The sequence below is a fragment of the Halorubrum sp. CGM4_25_10-8A genome (assembly GCF_005435025.1).
GTDB lineage: Archaea > Halobacteriota > Halobacteria > Halobacteriales > Haloferacaceae > Halorubrum > Halorubrum ezzemoulense.
On record NZ_SGTX01000003.1, the window covers coordinates 249433 to 267993 of the forward strand.

At 72.2% G+C, this 18561-nt stretch carries 24 protein-coding genes and 1 pseudogene; 18 read left to right on the forward strand and 7 right to left on the reverse strand.

The window, feature by feature from the left end:
• Positions 1-79 precede the first annotated feature (79 nt).
• The 8 genes and pseudogenes from cofD to EXE52_RS05435 all read left to right on the forward strand — a co-directional run bounded on the left by cofD (position 80) and on the right by EXE52_RS05435 (position 5850).
• Positions 80-1132, forward strand: coding sequence for a 2-phospho-L-lactate transferase (cofD, locus tag EXE52_RS05400; protein WP_049930284.1), 1053 nt, complete (start codon positions 80-82; stop codon positions 1130-1132).
• Complete coding sequence (locus EXE52_RS05405) at positions 1129-1983, forward strand: tRNA-dihydrouridine synthase (protein WP_086219230.1); 855 nt, start codon at positions 1129-1131, stop codon at positions 1981-1983. The genes cofD and EXE52_RS05405 overlap by 4 nt, the downstream gene beginning before the upstream one ends.
• A gap of 47 nt (positions 1984-2030) precedes the next feature.
• Positions 2031-3032 carry a triphosphoribosyl-dephospho-CoA synthase gene (locus EXE52_RS05410; RefSeq protein WP_089308342.1) on the forward strand — a complete coding sequence of 334 codons (1002 nt, stop codon included), beginning with the start codon at positions 2031-2033 and terminating at the stop codon, positions 3030-3032.
• The gene (locus EXE52_RS05415) at positions 3029-3664 is read left to right on the forward strand and encodes a DUF447 domain-containing protein (RefSeq protein ID WP_089308343.1); all 636 of its coding nucleotides are present in this window, start codon (positions 3029-3031) and stop codon (positions 3662-3664) included. The genes EXE52_RS05410 and EXE52_RS05415 overlap by 4 nt, the downstream gene beginning before the upstream one ends.
• 104 nt (positions 3665-3768) lie before the next feature.
• The gene (locus EXE52_RS05420) at positions 3769-3963 is read left to right on the forward strand and encodes a 30S ribosomal protein S17e (protein WP_049930279.1); all 195 of its coding nucleotides are present in this window, start codon (positions 3769-3771) and stop codon (positions 3961-3963) included.
• Positions 3964-4046: 83 nt separating this feature from the next.
• A pseudogene (locus tag EXE52_RS05425) lies at positions 4047-5281 on the forward strand (tripartite tricarboxylate transporter permease).
• Between the two features lie 121 nt (positions 5282-5402).
• Entirely contained in the window at positions 5403-5582 is a 180-nt protein-coding gene (locus EXE52_RS05430) for an HVO_2753 family zinc finger protein (protein ID WP_049930276.1), read from the forward strand.
• A 1-nt stretch (position 5583) separates the two neighbouring features.
• Positions 5584-5850 (forward strand): elongation factor 1-beta, encoded by a 267-nt coding sequence (locus tag EXE52_RS05435; RefSeq protein WP_049930274.1) that lies wholly within the window; start codon positions 5584-5586, stop codon positions 5848-5850.
• Positions 5851-5948: 98 nt separating this feature from the next.
• Here the strand turns inward: EXE52_RS05435 and EXE52_RS05440 are convergent, their stop codons facing one another.
• Both EXE52_RS05440 and EXE52_RS05445 read right to left on the reverse strand, forming a co-directional pair.
• A complete protein-coding gene (locus tag EXE52_RS05440; RefSeq protein ID WP_049930273.1) occupies positions 5949-6386 on the reverse strand; it encodes a DUF5809 family protein in 438 nt (145 codons plus the stop codon).
• A gap of 36 nt (positions 6387-6422) precedes the next feature.
• Positions 6423-6878: a DUF5810 domain-containing protein gene (locus EXE52_RS05445; RefSeq protein WP_049930271.1), complete on the reverse strand. Its 456-nt coding sequence runs from the start codon at positions 6876-6878 to the stop codon at positions 6423-6425.
• 182 nt (positions 6879-7060) lie between these two features.
• Here EXE52_RS05445 and EXE52_RS05450 point away from each other — a divergent pair, with 182 nt between their 5' ends.
• Genes EXE52_RS05450 through EXE52_RS05470 form a run of 5 tightly spaced genes read left to right on the forward strand, consistent with a single transcriptional unit; the run spans position 7061 to position 10229 of the window.
• A complete protein-coding gene (locus EXE52_RS05450; protein ID WP_049930268.1) occupies positions 7061-8305 on the forward strand; it encodes a translation initiation factor IF-2 subunit gamma in 1245 nt (414 codons plus the stop codon).
• 1 nt (position 8306) lies between these two features.
• Positions 8307-8768 (forward strand): DUF188 domain-containing protein, encoded by a 462-nt coding sequence (locus EXE52_RS05455; RefSeq protein WP_049930267.1) that lies wholly within the window; start codon positions 8307-8309, stop codon positions 8766-8768.
• 21 nt (positions 8769-8789) lie between these two features.
• Complete coding sequence (locus EXE52_RS05460; protein WP_006114408.1) at positions 8790-9365, forward strand: DNA-directed RNA polymerase; 576 nt, start codon at positions 8790-8792, stop codon at positions 9363-9365.
• Positions 9365-9562 carry a transcription elongation factor subunit Spt4 gene (gene spt4, locus EXE52_RS05465; protein WP_006114409.1) on the forward strand — a complete coding sequence of 66 codons (198 nt, stop codon included), beginning with the start codon at positions 9365-9367 and terminating at the stop codon, positions 9560-9562. The genes EXE52_RS05460 and spt4 overlap by 1 nt, the downstream gene beginning before the upstream one ends.
• Before the next feature lie 28 nt (positions 9563-9590).
• Positions 9591-10229, forward strand: coding sequence for a GTP-dependent dephospho-CoA kinase family protein (locus EXE52_RS05470; protein ID WP_049930264.1), 639 nt, complete (start codon positions 9591-9593; stop codon positions 10227-10229).
• A 32-nt stretch (positions 10230-10261) separates the two neighbouring features.
• Here EXE52_RS05470 and EXE52_RS05475 read toward each other — a convergent pair whose 3' ends face one another.
• The gene (locus EXE52_RS05475) at positions 10262-10846 is read right to left on the reverse strand and encodes a hypothetical protein (RefSeq protein WP_049930263.1); all 585 of its coding nucleotides are present in this window, start codon (positions 10844-10846) and stop codon (positions 10262-10264) included.
• A 149-nt stretch (positions 10847-10995) separates the two neighbouring features.
• On the opposite strand from EXE52_RS05475, the gene EXE52_RS05480 reads away from it, so the two are divergent.
• From EXE52_RS05480 to EXE52_RS18985, 4 genes are all read left to right on the forward strand, one after another.
• On the forward strand, positions 10996-11301 hold the full coding sequence (locus EXE52_RS05480; protein ID WP_049930261.1) for a 30S ribosomal protein S24e: 306 nt from the start codon (positions 10996-10998) through the stop codon (positions 11299-11301).
• Between the two features lie 9 nt (positions 11302-11310).
• Positions 11311-13053, forward strand: coding sequence for a bifunctional N(6)-L-threonylcarbamoyladenine synthase/serine/threonine protein kinase (locus EXE52_RS05485; RefSeq protein WP_089308344.1), 1743 nt, complete (start codon positions 11311-11313; stop codon positions 13051-13053).
• 113 nt (positions 13054-13166) lie between these two features.
• Positions 13167-13469, forward strand: a complete 303-nt coding sequence (locus EXE52_RS05490) for a DUF5808 domain-containing protein (RefSeq protein WP_049930257.1) — start codon at positions 13167-13169, stop codon at positions 13467-13469.
• A gap of 103 nt (positions 13470-13572) precedes the next feature.
• Positions 13573-13707 (forward strand): hypothetical protein, encoded by a 135-nt coding sequence (locus tag EXE52_RS18985; protein WP_004597316.1) that lies wholly within the window; start codon positions 13573-13575, stop codon positions 13705-13707.
• On the opposite strand, the gene EXE52_RS05495 is transcribed toward EXE52_RS18985, so the two are convergent.
• The 4 genes from EXE52_RS05495 to pyrH all read right to left on the reverse strand — a co-directional run bounded on the left by EXE52_RS05495 (position 13691) and on the right by pyrH (position 17416).
• Positions 13691-14602 (reverse strand): sensor histidine kinase KdpD, encoded by a 912-nt coding sequence (locus tag EXE52_RS05495; RefSeq protein WP_086219241.1) that lies wholly within the window; start codon positions 14600-14602, stop codon positions 13691-13693. The genes EXE52_RS18985 and EXE52_RS05495 overlap by 17 nt on opposite strands.
• A gap of 106 nt (positions 14603-14708) precedes the next feature.
• Positions 14709-14972: a hypothetical protein gene (locus tag EXE52_RS05500; RefSeq protein ID WP_049930252.1), complete on the reverse strand. Its 264-nt coding sequence runs from the start codon at positions 14970-14972 to the stop codon at positions 14709-14711.
• On the reverse strand, positions 14973-16700 hold the full coding sequence (lysS, locus tag EXE52_RS05505) for a lysine--tRNA ligase (RefSeq protein WP_089308345.1): 1728 nt from the start codon (positions 16698-16700) through the stop codon (positions 14973-14975). It abuts the gene before it with no gap.
• Positions 16697-17416, reverse strand: coding sequence for a UMP kinase (pyrH, locus tag EXE52_RS05510; protein WP_089308346.1), 720 nt, complete (start codon positions 17414-17416; stop codon positions 16697-16699). The genes lysS and pyrH overlap by 4 nt, the downstream gene beginning before the upstream one ends.
• A 130-nt stretch (positions 17417-17546) precedes the next feature.
• Between pyrH and EXE52_RS05515 the strand changes: the two genes are divergently transcribed.
• The gene (locus tag EXE52_RS05515; RefSeq protein ID WP_089308347.1) at positions 17547-18404 is read left to right on the forward strand and encodes a molybdopterin synthase; all 858 of its coding nucleotides are present in this window, start codon (positions 17547-17549) and stop codon (positions 18402-18404) included.
• Positions 18405-18561 lie beyond the last annotated feature (157 nt).

Consider the following 18561-nt stretch of genomic DNA (forward strand, 5'->3'; position numbering starts at 1 on the left):
GACCGCCACTGGTAGCACCGGTCGTACCTCGTCGCCCGCGGAGGCGAGGATACAAGCCCGACCGTCGCCTTGCGCCGGTATGGTAACCTTCCTCGCCGGGGGGACGGGCACGCCGAAGCTCCTCGACGGCGCGGCCCGGGTGTTCGATCCGTCCGAGACCGCGGTCGTCGCCAACACCGGCGACGACGTCGAGATCGGCGGTCACCTCGTCTGCCCCGACGTCGACACCGTGCTGTTCGCGGGCGGCGGCGTCCTCGACCGCGAGACGTGGTGGGGGATCGACGGCGACACGACCGCGACCCACGAGGAGCTCTCCCGCCTCGCGAGCGCCGCGGGCGACGCGCTCGACGGCGAGCCGGGGACCCCGCGCTACCTCGACGACGCGACGCAGACCGCTGGCCGCGAGATCGCCCGCTGGCGGCGGTTCTCCGCGGTCGGCGAGTTCATGGAGATCGGCGACCGCGACCGCGCGGTCCACCTCACGCGCACGGGCCTGCTCGACGAGGGGAAGTCGCTCACCGAGGCGGTCCGCGTCCTCGCCGCGGCGTTCGACCTCGACGTCGACCTCCTCCCGATGTCCGACGACGCGGTGGCGACGCTGGTCCACACCGAGGGCGGCGAGACCATCCACTTCCAGGAGTACTGGGTCGCGCGCCGCGCCGAGCCCGCGGTCGCCGACGTGGAGTTCCGGGGGGCGGCCGACGCGGAACCGACCGACGCCGCGCTGGCGGCGCTCGCCGACCCGGTCGTGATCGGCCCCTCGAACCCGGTGACGAGCCTCGGCCCGATGCTGGCGCTCCCCGGGTTCGAGCGCGCGCTCCGCGAGACGCCCGTGGTCGCCGTCTCGCCGTTCGTCGGCGACGAGGTGTTCTCCGGCCCGGCCGCGGAGCTGATGGCGGGCGTCGGCCGCGAGCCCTCGACAGCGGGGGTGGCCGAAGCGTACCCCTTCGCGGACGCGTTCGTCCTCGACGACGACGACCCGACCGACCTCGATCGGCACGTCGAGCGCACCGACACGGAGATCGACGGCGTCGACGACGCCGAGCGCGTCGCCCGGGCCTGCGAACGAGCGCTGACGGCGGTCGCCGGCGGCGCGGCGGACGCGGGGGCGCCGCGGGAGGGGGCGGAGTGACCCGGCGCGCCGACGCGGCCGGAGCGTCCGCGGGCGACGATCCGTTCCTCGTCGCCGCGAGCCTCAGCGGCGCGGCCGACAGCGAGTGGGCCCGCGCTGCGGCCGAGCACGTCGACGCCGCGCTACTCGGCGGGGTCGCGCTCGATCCCGCCAGTCGGGCGGCCGCCCGCGATCTCGTCGCGCGCGGGCGATCGGAGTTCCTCCCGACCGACCCGCTCGGGTTCGTCGCCGACCAGATCGACGCGCTCGCCGAGGTTCCGGTCCGGCCGGGGGTCAACGTCCGGAGCGCGGCGCCGGAGCCGGTCCGGGAGGCCGCGCGGATCTGCGCCGACCGCGGCGCGGTCTGCGAGGTCAACGCCCACTGTCGGCAGCCCGAACTCCGCGCGGTCGGCTGCGGCGAGTCGCTGCTCCGCGATCCGGCCCGGTTGACGCGGTACGTCGCCGCCGCGAGCGGGACGGGCGCGACGACGAGCGTGAAGGTCCGCGCCGAGGTGCCCGGGGTCGACCTCGTCGCCGTCGCGGAGCGCGTCGCGAGCGCGGGCGCGGACTGGCTCCACGTCGACGCGATGGACTCGGAGGCGGTGATCGCGGACCTCGCAGCGGCGGTCGACGCGGCATCCGGGGGCGGAGACCGCCTCGCCGACCTGACAGTCGTCGCCAACAACGGCGTCCGAGGCCGCGAGACGGTCGCCGAATACGCCGCGCACGGGGCCGACGCGGTGAGCGCGGGGCGCCCGACGGAGGACCCGCCGGTCCTCGCGCGCGTCGCGGACGCTGTCGATGAGTGGCGGGCGGGATCGCTGCGGGAGCGCGCCGGCGAAGCGGATCCCGGGCCGGAGGTGCGGCCGTGAGCGGTGACGAGCGCCCGACAGGAGATGCGACGAAACCGGCGGGAGACGTGACGCCGAGCGGGGCGACGGACCCCGTCGACGACGCGACGCTCGCGCTCCTGGTGGAGGTGGCCGGCACGCCGAAGCCCGGGAACGTGGACCGCCGCCGCGACCTCGACGACCTCCGGTTCGAGGCGTTCCTCGGCGGCGCGGTCGGCGCCCGGCCGGGGCTCGAACTGGCTGCCGAGACCGACGGCGGCGTCGCCGAGCGGCCCGCGGTCGGCGCGGCCTTCGAGCGGGCCGTGGAGGGGATGGCCGCACGCGCCGGCACGAACACCCAGTTCGGCTGTCTCCTGCTGCTCGTCCCGCTGGTGCGGGCGGCTGCGGACCCCGACCGCGACCTCTCCCCCGCCGGCGTGGACGCGGTCTGTCGGTCGACGACCGTCGACGACGCGGTCGCGTTCTACCGGGTGTTCGAGGTCGTCGACGTCGCGGTCGACGACCCGCCGGAGGGCGCGGCCGACCTCGACGTGCGCCGCGGGGGCGCCGCCGAGCCCGCGCTCCGCGAGCGCGAGGCGACGCTTCGGGACGTGCTCGCGCTGTCAGCGGACCCGGTCGACGCTGGGGCGGCGGGCGGCTCGGCCGCCTCTGACCGCGTCCCGGACCGCAACGCGGCGGAGTGGGTCGAGGGGTTCCCGCGGACGTTCCGCGCGGCCGAGTGGATCCTGACGGACGAGGGGCCGCTGGCCGACCGGGCGGCGCGGGCGTTCCTCGGGCTGCTCGCCGCGGAGCCGGACACCCTCGTCGCGTCGACTCGGGGGGCGGAGACGGCCCGCGAGGCGAGCGCGCGGGCGAGAGAGATCCTGTATCCGGACGGCAGCGACCCGAGCGACCCCGTCGGAGACGTCTCCGCGGTCGACGCCGAGGCCGTTCACGGCGCCGACCTCGACGCCGCGGAGTCGCTGGCGGCGGCGTTCGTCGCCGAGGGGATCAACCCCGGCACGACCGCCGACCTCACCTGCGCGGCGCTGTTCGTCGCGCTCCGGCGCGGCGCGGAGGTGGCGCCGTGAGCGATGGAGCGCCGGACGGGGGGCCCGTCGGCGTAGCCCCGGACGGGTGGCCGGTGCCGCTCCGGGGCGTCACGGAGTCGGTGGTGACGACGCGCGGGCCGAACGACCGGTGGAACGTCGCTGCGCTCGGAGTTCACGCCCCGGACGAGCCGGACGAGCCGGTCACCGCGCGCACCTACGGCCGCACCCGGACGTGGCGGAACTTCGCCGAGCGCGGGGGCGGCGTGGTCCAGTTCACCGTCGACCCGCGGACGTTCGTCGACGCGGCGCTGACGGTCCGGGAGACGGACGACCCCGTCCTCCCGAGCGCCGACGCGTGGGTCGAGGTGCGCGCGGAGGAGGTCGCGGCCGAGGCCGAGGGCGAGACCACGATCCGGACGTGGGAGCTGTCGCCGGTCGAGTCGGCGGTCGTCGCCGAGCGCGTTCCCACCGTCAACCGGGGGTTCGGCGCGGTCGTCGACGCGACGGTGGCCGCCTCGCGGCTGGACGTGCCGTCGTTCGACACGGCCGAGCTGCTCGACCGGCTCCGCTACTTCGCCGACGTGGTGGAGCGCTGCGGCGGGCCGGCCGAGCGCGAGGCGTTCGATCGCATCGACGAGGCGACTGGGTGGCGCGAGCGCGACGGCGAGTGACGGGGCGGGAGCGACCGAGGCTCGCTTCGGCCGCCGGGAGCGCGCCTCGCGGCCGCTCGCGGCGGAACGAACCCTTTTAGTTCGGGCCGCCGGTACCGCTCGGTATGGCCATCAAACCCAAGTACATCAAACAGCTCGGGAACCTCCTGCTGGAGCAGTATCCCGACTCGTTCAACGCGGACTTCGAGACGAACAAGGAGAGCGTCACGGCGCTGACGACCGTCGAGTCGAAGGGCGTCCGTAACCGGATCGCCGGCTACGTCACCCAGAAGAAGTCGCAGGCGGCGCAGAACGCGTAACCGCTCGGTTCGAATCGTCCGGTTCTGCCGACGGGTCCGACCGTCCGACCGCTTAAGTCCGGAGCCGCGGCCACGCCGCCTCGATGGACGCGCTCGTGCGGCCGACGGTCGACCCGGCGTTCGCGGCCGGGGCGCTCGCCTTCCTCCTCGCCGGGGTCGCGCTCGGGACCGCGAGCGGGCTGGTCCCGGGGCTCCACGCCAACAACTTCGCGCTGCTCTTGGCCGGGTTCGCGCCGTCGGTACCCGCCGATCCGCTGTTCGTCGGGGTCGCGATGCTCGGCGCCGGCGTCGTCCACTCGTTCCTCGACATCGTCCCCGCGCTCGCGCTGGGCGTCCCCGACGCCGCGACCGCAGTCGCCGCGCTTCCCGGTCATCGGTTGGTGATCGCGGGGCGGGGGAGAGAGGCGGTCCGCCTCTCCGCCGTCGGCTCCGGGCTGGCGGTCGCGCTCGCGGTGCCGCTGGCGGTCCCGATCACGTGGCTCATGATCCGGTGGTACCCGACGCTGCGGGCGCACCTCCCGCTGCTGCTCGGCGCCGTCGTCGTCGCGCTCGTCCTGACGGAGTCGTCGCGGCGGGCGGCGGTCGGCGGACTCGTCGCCTTCCTCGCGAGCGCCGCGCTCGGCCTCGCGACGCTCGACGCCGACCCCGCGGCCCCGCTGTCGACCGGCGGCGTCCTCGCGCCGCTCTTCGCCGGGCTGTTCGGCGTTCCGGTCCTCGTCGACGCGCTCGGCGGCGACGGCGTCCCGCCGCAGGCCGACCCGCAGATCGCGATGGACGCGCGCGACCTCGGAACGAGCGCCGGTGCCGGCTCGCTCGCCGGCGCGGTGGTCGGCTACGTGCCGGGCGTGTCGGCAGCCATCGCCGCCGTGGCCGCGATGCCGGCGGTGCCCTCCGAGTCGGTCGACCGCGGGTTCGTGGTGGCGACGAGCGGCGCGAACACCGCGAACACGATCTTTGCGCTGTTCGCGCTGGTCGCGCTCGGGACGCCGCGCACGGGCGTGACCGTGGCGATCGACCGCGCCGGCGTGCCGTTCGCGCTCCCGTTGCTGCTCGTCGCGGCCGCGACCGCGGCGTGTTTCGGGTTCGCGCTGGTCGTGCTCGTCGGCGACCCGTACCTCCGGACGTCGGGAACGCCGACTACACCCGGCTCTCTGTCGGCGTGTTGGGGCTGCTCGCGCTCGTTTCGTACGCGTTCGCCGGGGCGTTCGGCGTCGGCGTCCTGATCGTCGCCGGCGCGCTGGGGCTCGCCCCGCCCCGGGTCGGCGCGCGGCGCGTCCACCTGATGGGCGTGTTGATCGGACCGCTGATCGCCGGGTGAGACGTCGCGGAGACCGCGGCGGGACGCGGCGGATCGCCCGAGCAGCGGCACGGTACCGTCACGCACGGAGGGTTCCGAGGCAAAGAACAACGGTTAAAAGTCGCGGCCGGTAGGTACGTGTATGAGCCAGAGCGACTCTCAAGCCACCCCGCAGTGCGTCTCCTGTGGGATTCAGGTGTCCGGGATGAACGCCGCGCAGTTCTCCTGCCCGGACTGCGGCGCCACCATCTACCGGTGCGCGAAGTGCCGGAAGCAGAGCAACCTCTACGAGTGCCACGACTGCGGCTTCCGGGGGCCCTGAGATGGGCGACGTCGCCGCCAAGATCAAGGTCATGCCGAACAGCCCCGAGGTCGACCTCGACGAGCTACAGGACCGGCTGGAGGAGGTCCTCCCCGAGGGCGCGAAGATCCGCGGCTTCGAGCGCGACGACGTCGCGTTCGGGCTGGTCGCGCTCCTGCCGACCGTCATCGTCCCCGACGGCGCCGGCGGCACCGAGGCCGTCGAGGAGGCGTTCTCGCAGGTCGAGGACGTCGAGTCCGTCAACGTCGAGAACGTCGGTCGCCTGTAAGGCCGGGGCCGCCGTTCGGACGGCACCCGCGGTCCGGTTTTTGCGGTTTCCGTTCCGCTCGGAGAGCCGCCGCTCCGGCGTTCGTGTCGGTCGGCCGATTACCGCCCCGACTCGTAGAACTCCTCGCGGTACACGCGCCCGAAGGCGTTGCGCCGGAGGGTGCTGGCCGCCGCGTCCGGCTCCTCTTGGTACGTCGCCGCGACGACGGTGTCCGCGAAGGGAATCGGGTGCCAGACGACGTTGTCGACGCTGTCGGAGCCGATCCGTACGACCGCGTCCTCGTCGAACTCGCTGTCGGCGAGCCACGCGTCGAACTCGTCGCCCTCGCCGACGTGGACCGCGAGCAGCTCGGCGAACGTCGCGTCGCGGGCGGTTCGGATCACCTCAGGGGTGACGCGCTCGTCGTACTCATCGGCGCCGAACGACATCGCCTTCGTCGCCTCGCGGACGACCACCTGCGCGACCGGACCGACCTCCTCGTACCGTTCGAGCGCCTCGGCGCGCGTCTGGGGGGCGAACGTGCCTCTGGTCTCCATGGACACGATTGACCGGGGGCGGGCAAGGGCGTTCCGCTACGCGTCGGGGTCGGGGTCGGCGGAATCGGACTCCTCATCGGCGTCGTCTGCGGCCGCGTTTCTGGTCATCTCGCGCGCCTCGCGGAGCGCTTCGGCGACCGCTGGGTCGTCGACGGCGTCGGGATCCGGGACGCCGGCCCCGGAAGCGGGGTCGGCGTGGCCGTGGTCGTGAGCGTGGTCTGAGGGAGCCGCGTCCCCGCCCGACCCCATTCCGACGTCCGGGCGGCCTCGGGGGACCGTGTCCTCGAACACCTCGTCGTACTCGGCGTCGTCGGCGTGCGGCGTCACCTCGGCCGCGAGTTCCGCCGGTTCGCGGTCGCTCCAGTCGTCGACGCGTTCGTCGAGCCACGCCTCGTGGTCGCCGCCGTGGAGCATCGCCGTGAACGCGAGGTGATGCGCGAGGTGTTCGCCGTCGCGCTGCGGGGTGTCGCAGACGGGGCACGCGTATCCCATGTCGGTCGAAGATTCGCGGGTGAGCCGTAAAGCCGCGTCGAAGGTGGAGCGCCCCGCGCCGAACGGCGACCGCTCGCGACCTCGCCCCGGGTCGTCGCGCGCGCTGACGCCACTATAACAGCAACTTTATCACTCGCACGGGGCGAAATTCGCATAAGACTACTCCGTTAGGAGGTCCAACAGTGACTGAAGCCAACACACAACCGGAGGTGAACATCGGTCTCGTCGGTCACGTCGACCACGGGAAGACGACGCTCGTACAGGCGTTGTCCGGCTCGTGGACCGACCAGCACAGCGAGGAGATGAAACGCGGCATCTCGATTCGGCTGGGGTACGCGGACGCGACGTTCCGGCGCTGCCCCGGCGTCGACGAGCCCGAGTGTTACACCGTCGACGAGGAGTGCGAGGACGGCTCCGAGAGCGAACCGATCCGAACGGTGTCGTTCGTCGACGCGCCGGGCCACGAGACGCTGATGGCGACGATGCTCTCGGGCGCGTCGATCATGGACGGGGCGGTCCTAGTCGTGAGCGCGACCGAGGACGTCCCGCAGGCCCAGACGGAAGAGCACCTGATGGCGCTCGATCTCATCGGGATCGAGAACATCGTCATCGCGCAGAACAAGGTCGACCTGGTGAGCCGCGACCGCGCCGTCGACAACTACGAGCAGATCCAGGAGTTCGTCGAGGGAACCGTCGCGGAGGACGCGCCGATCGTCCCCGTCTCGGCCCAGCAGGAGGTCAACCTCGACCTACTCATCGACGCGGTCGAGTCCGAGATCCCGACGCCGGACCGCGACCCGGGCGAGAGCGCCCGGATGTACGCCGCCCGCTCGTTCGACATCAACCGCCCCGGCGCGACCGCCGAGGACCTGAAGGGCGGCGTCGTCGGCGGATCGCTCGTCAGCGGCGAGCTGTCGGTCGGCGACGGGCTGGAGATCCGACCGGGGCGCGAGGTGGACGAGGAAGGCCAGACGGAGTGGCGGCCGCTGGAGACGACCGTCCGGTCGCTCCAAGCCGGCAACCGCGACGTCGACACCGCCCACCCGGGCGGCCTCCTCGGCGTCGGCACCGGGCTCGACCCGAGCCTGACGAAGGGCGACGCCCTCGCCGGCCAGGTCGCCGGCGAGCCGGGGACGCTCCCCCCGACCCGCGAGGAGTTCGAGATGACGGTCGACCTGCTCGAGCGCGTCGTCGGCAAGGAGGACGACGAGAGCGGCGAGAGCGACATCGAGGAGATCAGCACCGGCGAGCCCCTGATGCTCACGGTCGGTACCGCGACGACGGTCGGCGCGGTGACGAGCGCGCGCGACGGTGAGTGCGAGGTGAGCCTCAAGCGGCCCGTCTGCGCCGAGGAGGGCGCGCAGATCGCGATCAACCGGCGCGTCGGCGCGCGCTGGCGGCTCATCGGCGTCGGAACGCTCACGTAGCGTGGCCGACGACGCCCCCGCAGACGGTCCCGACGCGACGCCCGCGGACGACGACCGCGCAGAGGGGCTCGGGGGAAGCGGCGTTCCCGTCGTCGCGCTCGACGCGAGCGCGCTGATGGCGCCGGTCGAGGCCGACCTGCGGCTGTTCGAGGAGTTGGATCGGCTCCTCGGCGGCTACGAGACCGTGGTGCCGGCGGCGGTCCTGGCGGAGCTCGACGGGCTTCAGGCCGGGAACGGCGCGGAGGCGACCGCGGCGAGCGTGGGCGCGGACCTCGCGGAGCGGGCGGAGGCGGTGGAGACGGACGAATCGTACGCCGACGACGCGCTCGTCGCCTTGGCCGCGGCCGGCCGGGTCGACGCCGTCGTCACCAACGACGGCCCCCTCGCGAAACGGGTGCTGGCGGCGGACGCACCAGTAATCGGTTTAAGGGGTCGGAACACACTGGCGATAACGGAACCCTAGCGGCCGCGGACAACCAACAACATGTACAAACGAGTTCGACTCAAGGACACGGTCGAGGTCCCGCCGAAGCACTTGGCGGACGTCACCGACGAGCGGGTGAAAGCCCTGCTTCAGGACAAGCTGGAAGGACGGATGGACGAGGACGTCGGCAGCGTCGTGAGCGTCATCGAGGTTCACGACATCGGCGAGGGGGCGGTGTTACACAACCGGCCCGGCGTCTACTACGAGGCGGAGTTCGACGCGCTCACCTACGACCCCGACATGCAGGAGGTCGCCGACGGAACCGTCGTCGAGACGGTCGAGTTCGGCGCCTTCGTCGGGATCGGACCGGTGGACGGGCTGCTCCACGTCTCGCAGATCACCGACGAGTACCTCACGTTCGACGGCGCGAACCAGCAGCTCGCCTCGTCGGACTCCGACAAGACGCTCGGGGTCGACGACGCGGTGCGCGTCCGCGTCGTCACCAAGAGCATCGACGAGCGCAACCCCCGGGACTCGAAGATCGGGCTCACGGCGAAACAGCCCGGCCTCGGGAAGCACGACTGGCTCGAAGGGCAGCGGAAGCACCGCGAACAGACCGGTGAGGAGGCCGACTGATGGCCGAGGACCGCCTGGCGTGCCGGGAGTGTCACCACGTCAACGACCCGGACGCTCAGACCTGCGCGCTCTGCGGGTCGTCGTCGCTGACGGAGGACTGGGCGGGCTACGTCATCATCACCAAGCCCGAGGACAGCGATATCGCCGAGGAGATGAACGTCTCCGAGGCGGGCGCGTACGCGCTCAAGGTGCGGTGACCCAACGCCGCGCCGCCGGACGAAGCCGATGAGCGACCCACTTCTCACCCTCCCCGAATCGCTCCGCGACGCTTTCAAGGAGCCGCTGGGACCGGTGACGACGGACGCCGGCGCGCTCTTGGAGGCCGTCGACGAGGCCCGCGAGCGACGCGGCTCGTCCGCGGGGGGACCGCCGCAGCTGATCGCGGTCGGCGACGTGGTCACCTACCACCTCCGAGAGGCCGGCCGCGTCCCGGACGTGGCGTTGGTCGACGGGAAGACGGAGCGCGAGGCGGTCCGCGAGGAGATCGAGACCGCGCTCGCGGCGACGGAGGAGCGGCGGATCGCGGTCGAAAACCCGGCCGCGGCGCTGTCAGCGGCGCTGCTCGACGCGCTCGCCGAGGCGCTCGCGGCGGACGAGCCGGTGACGATCGAAGTGACCGGCGAGGAGGACCTGGCGGCGCTGCCGGCGATGCTCGCGGCCCCGCTCGGGTCCACCGTCGTCTACGGACAGCCCGGCGAGGGGATGGTCCGCGTCGCGGTCACGCCCGAAGCCCGGCGACGGGCTCGGGAACTGTTCGAGGGGCTCGCCGGCGACACTGCGGCCGGCTACGACGCCCTCGGCGTCGAGCTGAGTGAGAGCGACGATGGTGGCCCGGACGGGAGAGATCCGACGGATCCGGCGTGACGGCCGCCCGAGCGACGCGGCCTCGACCGGCATCACTCGCCGTCGACCGCGACGACGGTCGCCGTGAGGACCCCGAGACCGGCGATCAGTCCGGCCGCCGTCGCTAGCAGGGGCGTCGTCGGAATCGCTCCCATGGAGAGGTACGGCTCGACGCCGTTGCGGCGGAGCGCTTCGAGGGCCTCGACGCCCCAGTGCCCGCTCGCCAGCAGGACCAAGCCGACGCCGACGCCGAGTCCGCCGGTGACGAAGCCGATCCCGGTCAGCGCGTCCTCGAGGGCGAGGAACGTCCAGACCTGGTCGTCGCTCGGTTCGGGACCGCGCGCGAGCCGGCGCTGGAGCGCGACGAGCCCGAGGCCGGCTCCGCCGGCGGCGACCGTCCCCGCCAACACGACTGCCACGACGCCGAGGTGGGCGGCGAGCGGCGGCCCAGAGAAGTTCGCCTCGCGGACGGCCGGGGGGAGGGTCGCGACGAGCGGGCCCGTCAGTGCCCCGAAGAGAGCCAGCGTCCCGCAGATCCGGGCCTTTCGGACGGGTGACAGCGGGACGACGACGTTCGCCGCCCGAGTGAGTTCGTACTGCGACCGGTCGGTAGGGTCGAATCGGGTGTCGTCTGACATCCGCGTGGTAACGGTACGCACGCACCGGAGGGGGGAAACCCTGACGCCGAACAGTGTGTCTCGTCGGCGGTCGGTCCGGAGTTCGGCGGCGACACCCCCGCTTCGAAATCCTTTTACAGCTTTCGAGGGGATATACGCCTAACTGAACCATGGACGTCGATATCATCTCCGAGGAGGAGAACCCGATGCTGCACCGCACGGACATCCGTTTCGAGACGACCCACGAGGAGGCCACGCCCTCCCGACTGTCGGTCCGCGACTCGCTGGCGGCGAAGCTCGACAAGGACTCCGAGGAGGTCGTCGTCCACGAGCTCGACACGAAGTTCGGCATGCGCAAGACGGTCGGCTACGCGAAGGTGTACGACTCCGCGGCCGACGCGCTGGATGTCGAGCAGGACCATATGCTCGAGCGCAACAAGATCGGCGGCGACGAGGCGGACGCCGAGGAAGCGTAACTCCGCCGGATGCGCGTTCTCGGCATCGAGGGTACCGCGTGGTGCGCGAGCGCCGCGCTGTACGACGCCGAGGCCGACTCAGTTCTCATCGAATCAGACCCATATGAGCCGGATAGCGGCGGCATTCACCCGCGCGAGGCCGCCGAACACATGTCGGAGGCGATCCCGGAGGTGGTCGATAGCGTCCTGACCGCCGCCGAGGAGCGACACGGTCCGGACGCGGTCGACGCGGTCGCCTTCTCTCGCGGCCCCGGGCTCGGTCCCTGCCTCCGGATCGTCGGGACCGCGGCGCGGTCGCTCGCCGGGACGCTCGGCGTCCCGCTCATCGGCGTCAACCACATGGTGGCGCACCTCGAGATCGGTCGCCACCGCTCCGGCTTCGACAACCCGGTCTGTCTGAACGCCTCCGGCGCGAACGCGCACCTGCTCGGTTACCACGACGGGCGGTACCGGGTCCTCGGCGAGACGATGGACGCCGGGGTGGGCAACGCGATAGACAAGTTCACGCGCCACGTCGGGTGGAGCCACCCCGGCGGACCGAAGGTGGAGTCGGCGGCCGCCGAGTTCGCGACGGGCGCGGGCGAGGTCGGCAGCGAAGGGGAAGGGGCCGGAGGCGAGGAGGGGTCGGCCGCCGAGACCGACCTCCTCGATCTCCCCTACGTGGTCAAGGGGATGGACTTCTCGTTTTCGGGGATCAGCTCGGCCGCCAACGACGCCGCGGACAGCGGCGTCCCCGTCGAGGAGATCTGCTTTTCGCTCCAGGAGCACGTGTTCGCGATGCTGACGGAGGTCTCGGAGCGCGCGCTGTCGCTGACCGGCGCGGACGAGCTCGTGTTGGGCGGCGGCGTCGCACAGAACGACCGGCTGCGGGAGATGTTGGCGACGATGTGCGAGGCCCGCGGCGCCGACTTCCACGCGCCGGAACCGCGATTCCTCAGGGACAACGCCGGGATGATCGCCGTGTTGGGCGCGAAGATGGCCGCCGCCGGGGACACCGTCCCGATCGCGGAGTCCGCGGTCGACCCGAGCTTCCGGCCGGATCAGGTGCCGGTGACGTGGCGAGACGGGGAGTCGGTCGCGCGCGGACGCGGGGGGGCCGAGTCGCGAAGCGCGGCGCGCGACGCGGAGGCGGACCGCCGCGGCGCGGAGGCGACCGTGACGGTCGAGGGGACGGACGGCGACCGGCGCGTGGTCAAGCGACGGGTGCCGAAGTCGTACCGACACCCCGAACTCGACCGGACGATCAGGCGCGACCGGACCGTCGCGGAGGCCCGGCTGACGAGCGAGGCGCGGCGCGCCGGCGTGTCGACGCCGCTCGTGTACGACGTCGACCTCGCGGAGGCGACGTTGACGCTCCAGCACGTCGGGGAGCGCGACCTCGCGGCCGCCCTCGACGAGGGGACGGCGGAGGCCGTCGGTCGCCACCTCGCGCGGCTCCACGGCGCCGAGATGGTCCACGGCGACCCGACGACGCGGAACGTTCGGGTGTCGAAGCGCGGCGAGCGCACGGAACGCGACGGGCGGTCGAGCCCGCCGCCCGAGACGTACCTCATCGACTTCGGGCTCGGCTACCACACGGGCCACGTCGAGGACCACGCGATGGACCTCCACGTGTTCGAGGGATCGGTCCGAGCGACCGCGACGGAACCCGGCCCGTTGCTAGCGGCGTTCGAGAGCGGGTACGAGGCCGTCGGCGACGAAGCGGTCCTCGACCGACTCCGAGACGTGGCGGACCGCGGCCGCTACCGGTGACGAACCGCCGGCTCGGCCGGGGTCAGAGCCCTGACCGGCGACGGCCGCAGCGCCGTTCCGATCGGCGCGCCGGGTCGCCACGATTTATGGTGTCGGCCGACAGATAGACTCATATGGCAGACAAACCGTCTTCGGGAGAGGTTCTCGGGATCCCGTACAACTTCGAGCGACCGAGCCTCGGTCGGCTGCTCTCGTCGTACTGGCAGCCCGGCAAGGGGATGCTCGTCGAGAAGCCGTTCGGCATCGGCTACACGCTGAACCTCGCCAACTGGCGGTCGTGGATCGTCCTCGCGGTCGCCGGCGGGCTCTACTACCAGCAGCAGCAGTCCGGCGGCGCCGACCTGTCCGGCGGTTCCGACGAGGACGCCGCCGACGACGGCGACGGACCGGTCGAAGTGATCGTCGACGACGACTGACGCCGTGCGCGACGGCGGGTGAGAGACGGCACCGCGATCACCGGTTTTCACCGCTGATTCCGCGTCGGTTTCTTTTAAATATCAGCAGGATGAAGGAGAGGTAATGAAAGTCCAGTTCGAGTGCTCGTGTTCGGAGGAGATCTCCGAGTTCACCCGCGGCGAGACGAGCCGGGGAGTCCACGTCGAATGCGGGAACTGCGGCGCGGTGTACGCCGTGACGATCACCGAGTTGGAGTAGCGGGCGGCGACGCGGACTCGAATCGGAGCCGGACTGTCGTACCGTCGTCGGTCGCGTCGAACCGGACGGTTCCCCCCTGCGTCTCGCACATCCACTTGACGAGCCACAGCCCGATGCTGCTCGCGTGCGAGAGCGGCGTCTCCTCTTCCGCCTGTAAGACCTCACGCTCGTCGGGGGGAATCCCCGGGCCGTTGTCGATGACCTCCAGACAGGTGGTCGTCCCGTTTTCGCGGATCGTCGCCGTCACGCGGCGCGTCGCGCCGTCGTTGTGGGTGACCGCGTTCTCGAACACCTCGCGGATCGGGAACTCGACGGTGTCGTCCGCGCGGATCCACGCCTCAGAGGGGGTCTCGACGGTGAGCGCGGCGCCGTCGGCGTCGACGACGTCGAGCGCCTCGTGGACCGCGGCGACGAGGTCGACGCGGCCGTCCGGTCGCTCGGGCGACGCGTCCTCGATGACGCGGAGCTTCTCGCTTATCTCGACGATGTCGTCGGTCGTCTCCCGGACCGTCTCCAAGCACTCTCGACTCCGCTCGTCGTCGATCCGGTCGGCCAGCAGGTCGGTGTACCCCCGGATCACGTTGAGATCGTTGCGGACGTTGTGCCGAAACACACGACTCAGAACCTGTATCTGCTGGTTAGAGGTTTCGAGGTTTCGGCGCGCGGTCTCCGCCCGTTGGCGGTGGTGCGTGACCGCTCCGTAGAGGAGCCCGCCGGACCCGGCGACGAGCAGCCAGTCCCCGACGAGACGCGTCGGCGTCCACCCGCCCGCGACCCCAATCGTCGACGCGACGGCGAGGTCGACCGCGACCGCGGACGCCGCCGCGATACACAGGTACGCCGCCGTGAGGGCGGTCGCCGACCGCCCGTGGAGTAGGTCCGGAATATATTTCATTTATATCTAGTTTAACTCCAAACGAATTTTCCGTTCACGGAACACCTTGACGGCCGACGGCTTAAGTTTTGACCGCCGGTCAGGGAGGCGACCGGCGGCGGCGCGGTCACCACGAGGCGCAGTCAGGACAGACGAAGGCGTCGTCGTCGCGCCAGCGGCGGTCGACACGCTCGCCGCACCGGTCGCACTCGGCGCCGTCGGCGTGCCACGTCGAGGTGGCGGTCGCGGGAGCGGCGTCGGTCGCGGGAGCGGCGTCGGTCGCCTCGTCGGGGTCGACGCCGTCACCTTCCGCGTCGTCCGGAGCGCTCTCCGCGGACTCGTCGCCGTCGTCGTCCGCGGCGAAGTCGTCGAGCGAGCGGTCCTCGGTCATCTACGCCTCCCGTCGGAGCCGGTCGACGACGTAGTCGCGCTCCAGCTCGCCGAGGAACTCCCCGAGCCGCGGCCCTTGCGTGTCGTCGAAGAAGAGGCGGTAGCCCGCCGCGAAGAACTCGCTCACCTCGATGTCGTGGTCGCGCGCAGTCTCGTACATCGCCCCTTGGATCTCCTCCCCGTCGTGGCCGGCCGCGACGAAGTCGGCGAGGTCGTCGAGCGCGGCCGCGACGTCTCCGTCGAACTCGACCGCGGGGAGGTCGGTCTGGAGCCGGTAGTCGTACTCGTTCCCCGTCCGCTCGGCCCAGTTCCGCGCCTGCTCGACGCGGGCGAGCGCAGCGTCGACGATGTCGGCGTCGGCGTCGTCCGGGATATGGCCCTCGTCGCGGGCGAGGCGCTCGCGGAAGTCGGGGTCGTCGACCATGCCGAGCACCGCCGCGAACGTGTACGGGAGCCGGATCGGCTTCTCCGCCGGCGGGTCGTCGGGCCGGCCGACGACGAACGGGTAGGCGCGCTCGGCGAAGGCGACCAGATCCGGGTCGTCGACCTCGCCGAAGTAGGCGCGCTCGAACCGGTCGAAGCGGTCGACCAGTTGGTCGAGCCGCTCAATGTCGAGGTCGCGGGCCTTCTTCGGGTGGAGCGCGAAGAAGTAGCGCAACACCTCGGGCTCGATCAGCTCCAGGAGCTCTTGGACCGTGACGACGTTGCCCTCGGAGGAGGAGAACGCGTCGCCGTTGAGCGTGAACCACTCGTACACCATCGGCACGGGCGGCTCCTCGCCGAAGACGTTCCGCGCGACGTCGACGCCGGAGGGCCACGACCCCTCCGCGTGGTCCTTACCGAACGGCTCGAAGTCGACGCCGAGGACGCCCCACTGCGCGGGCCACTCCAACCGCCACGGGAGCTTTCCCTCGCGGAACGTCGCGGTGCCCTCGTGGCCGCACCCCTCGATCGTGTTGCCGCCGGCGTCCATGTCGGTACAGACGTAGTCGACGGTCTCGGCCTCTGCGTCGATCGCCGTCACCGTCTCCGTGACCTTGCCGCACTCCGCACAGACCGGGTTGAACGGGACGTACTCGTCGTCAACTTTGTCCTGATACGGGGAGAGCACCTCGCGGACGCGCTCGACGTCGGCGAGTACCGTCCGAATCGCCTCGTCGAAGTCGCCGTCGGCGTACAGATCGGTGTTCGAGAGCATCTCGACCGGGACGTTCAGGCGGTCGGCGTCGGCCTTGAGCAGGCCCGCGAAGTGGGCCGCGTACGACTCGGCCTCGCCGAACGGGTCCGGGATCTCGGTGTACGGCTTCCCGAGGTTGCGGCCGAGCGCGCCCGCGTCGACCTCGCCGAGCCCGACGATCTCGCCGTCCGCGTTCGCCAGCTTGCGCGGGACCTTCCGCAGCGGGTCCTTGTCGTCGGAGGTGAACACCTGCCGGACCTCGTGGCCGCGGTCGCGGAGCACCTCGGCGACGAAGTAGCCGCGCATGATCTCGTTGAAGTTCCCGAGGTGCGCGACGCCGGACGGCGAGACACCGCCCTTGATCACGATCGGCTCGTCGGGGTCGCGGGCCTCGACCTCGTCGGCGACGACGTCGGCCCAGAAGGCGTGGAAGGTCTCGGTCGACTCCTCGGCGGCGTCCTCGCCGTCGTCGAGGGCGGACCCCCCGGAGAGGATGTGCGGGGAGTCGTCGGGGGCGGCGGACGCGTCGTCGGAGGCGTCGTCCGCGCTCATCGTGCCTCCGTCCAGCGGCTCGGTTCGCCGGCGCCCGGGGGGACCACGTCCGTTCCGGTGTGATCGCCGCGCAGCACGGCGTCGACGACGGCGCTCGGGTCGGTCCCGTCGAGCACGATCGACCGGAGTTCGGCCCGGTCGATCAGCTTCGCCGCGAGGAGGTCGACGGGGGCGGACGCGCCGGCGTCGCGGCTCATCGGGAGGACGACCTCGACGAGCTCGGCCGGCGACAGCTCCGCGAACTGCGCCGCGTCGGGGTCGGCGTTGGGGTCGGCGTCGTACACCCCGTCGGCGCTCGTCGCGTACACGAGCAGGTCGGCGTCGACGGACTCGGCGAACGCGGCGGCGACCGCGTCGGTCGTCTGCCCCGGCGTGACGCCGCCCATCACCGACACCTCGTCGCGGCGGAGGGCCGCCGCCGCCTCCTCGGTGTCGACCGCGGGCGCGAGGCTCGCGCGCTCGCCGAGGGCGGCGATCAGCAGCCGGGCGTTGAGCCGGGTCGTCCCGATCCCGAGCCGGTCGAGCTCGACCTCGTTGCCCCCGATCTCGCGGGCCGTCTCGATGTACTCGCGGGCGACGCCGCCGCCGCCGACGACGACCCCGACCTCACAGCCGTCGGTGACCAGCCGTTCGATCGCCTCGGCGTACGCGGCCACGCGCTCGGGGTCGAGGTCGGGCGCGAGCACGCTCCCGCCGACAGAAACGACGATTCTCATTGCCGAGGAGTACCCCTGTCGCAGTCTTAAGGATTGTCAAGCCCGGACGCGGTGGAAGCGGCCCCGAGCCCGATCCGGCCCGGCGCGTCGGGCGGGAAACGCCTAAATCGGTCGCGGCCCGCTCTCGGGTATGCAACCGATATCGATCGTCGGCGACGGGGCGGCGACGCTGGCCCGGCGGCTCGCGGACCGACTCGACGGGCGAGTCGCCGTCGTGGAGCGCGACGACGACCCGAACGGCGCCCCCGAGAGCGACTCGACACGGAGCGACCCGGCCGCGGACGGGGGGGTCGTCGGTCCGGCGCAGCGCTCGGGCGCGGACACCGCCGTCGCGTTCGACGCAGACGGGAACTGGCGCGGTCGGGGGAGCGTCGAGGGGTTCGACGACCTGCTCGACGGGCTCGCCCCCGACCACGACTACCTGCTGGCGGTCGGCGAGCCGCGGTTGCGCGTGCCCGCGGTCCTCCTCGGGTCCGACCCGGACCCGGAGCGCGTCCCGGGGACGGTCGTCGCGAGCGCGACCGCCCCCGACGGGGTCGACCTCGGCGACGTCGTCGCCGACCTCGACAGCGCGGAGCCGTGGATCACCCGTGAGACGCTGGTGCGCCGCGCCGAGGCGTCGCCGGACGCGGACCGGGCGGGGGCGATAGCGACGTTCACCGGCCGCGTGCGCGCCCGCGACAGCCCGGACGACGACCGGACGACGCACCTCGCGTTCGAGAAGTACGACGGGGTCGCCGAGGATCGGATGGCCGCCATCGCGGAGGAGCTAGCGGCCCGCGATGGGGTCTTCGACGTGCGGATGCACCACCGCACCGGCGTGATCGAGGCGGGTGAGGACATCGTCTTCGTGGTCGTGCTGGCCGGGCACCGCGGGGAGGCGTTCCGGACGGTCGAAGACGGGATCGACCGGCTGAAAGACGAGGTGCCGATCTTCAAGAAAGAGGCGACGGAGTCGGAGACGTTCTGGGTCCACCGCCGGGACTGACCGGCGCGTGGCGTCGCCGCTTCCGGTTTCGTCGCGGCCGCGATCGGTCCCAAGAGGTCGTCTCGGCGGTCGCGGGGAGGACGCGCGAGCGCGCCGAGACCGAGAATACGCGGCGCTTTTTGTTTCTTTCCGGCCGTCGGACCGGACGGCGGCGAGT